Below are 1,072 nucleotides of genomic sequence, written 5' to 3'. Positions count from 1 at the left end.
CAAGAAAGGACTATCGATGAACATCGACAAAAAGATCACGGATGATCTTGTTGCGAATGACATCTCTTTTGTGACCACCGTGCCCTGCAAGCAGCTGGCCGGTGTGATCGAAGAGATTGACCAGCACCCGGATATCTTCCACATCCCGTCGAACAAAGAAGACGAAGGCATGGGGCTCTGCGCGGGGGCGTGGATGGGCGGCAAACGCCCGATGATCATCATGCAGAACACCGCGATTGGGGTGACGATCAACACGCTGGCAACGCTGACGCAATACTACCGCATGCCGCTGCCGATGCTGATCAGCTACCGCGGAGAGCTGCGCGAACCTGTCGCCTGTCAGGTAGAGATGGCGGTGCACACCAAGGCTCTGCTGGCCCAGATGAACATCCCGACCTATCACTTCCACAACCAGTCGGATGTGGAAGAGCTCGACATGATTCTGAAGTACACCTTCATGTGCAACAAACCCGTCGCGATCCTCACAGACGCGAACTTCTGGGGAGGCTATGGCGACCAATGATCCGTTCTGAGATACTCAAAGAGATCGCCCCGATCCTGAAAGACCAGCTGATCGTCTGCAACATCGGCATTCCATCCCAAGAGCTGCATGCGATCATGGATCAGCCGAGTAACTTTTACATGCTGGGCACGATGGGGCTTGCCTCGTCGATTGGGCTTGGCGTGGCGCTAGCGCAGGACAAGACGGTGATTTCCATCGATGGCGATGGCTCTGTCCTGACGAACTTGGGCACGTTGCCGACCATCGGGAACAACATGCCGAAGAACTACATCCTGATGATCATCGACAATGGGTCTTATGGCTCCACCGGCGATCAACCGACCTACACGGGTCGCAAAACCGACCTCGCCGCCATGGCGCGCGCGGCAGGCTGCGACAACGTGGTTGAGGTGCAGGACGTGGACACCGGCACAGCCTTGCAAGAGGCCATCGACGCACAGGTCGGCACCGTGATGATCGTCAAATGCGACAGCGGCAACGCCAAGATGCCCGTCATCACCATGGACCCCGTCATCATCAAGGACCGCTTTATGAAAGCGATCGAGGCTT

At 56.8% G+C, this 1,072-nt stretch carries 2 protein-coding genes; both read left to right on the top strand.

Features of this window, described 5'->3' with window-relative positions; genetic code table 11:
- Window positions 1–16: 16 nt before the first annotated feature.
- Window positions 17–523 carry a sulfopyruvate decarboxylase subunit alpha gene (gene comD / locus BUA85_RS16455; protein WP_072903055.1) on the top strand — a complete coding sequence of 169 codons (507 nt, stop codon included), beginning with the start codon at window positions 17–19 and terminating at the stop codon, window positions 521–523.
- Window positions 520–1,072 (top strand): sulfopyruvate decarboxylase subunit beta (comE, locus tag BUA85_RS16450; RefSeq protein WP_072903054.1); only part of this gene is annotated, 553 nt, incomplete at its 3' end. The genes comD and comE, both read left to right, overlap by 4 nt.

It is taken from the genome of Cognatiyoonia sediminum (assembly GCF_900129845.1).
Classification (GTDB): Bacteria; Pseudomonadota; Alphaproteobacteria; order Rhodobacterales; family Rhodobacteraceae; genus Cognatiyoonia; species Cognatiyoonia sediminum.
Note: the sequence above shows the minus strand (reverse complement) of the source record. Positions and strands in the feature narration are given on the sequence as shown.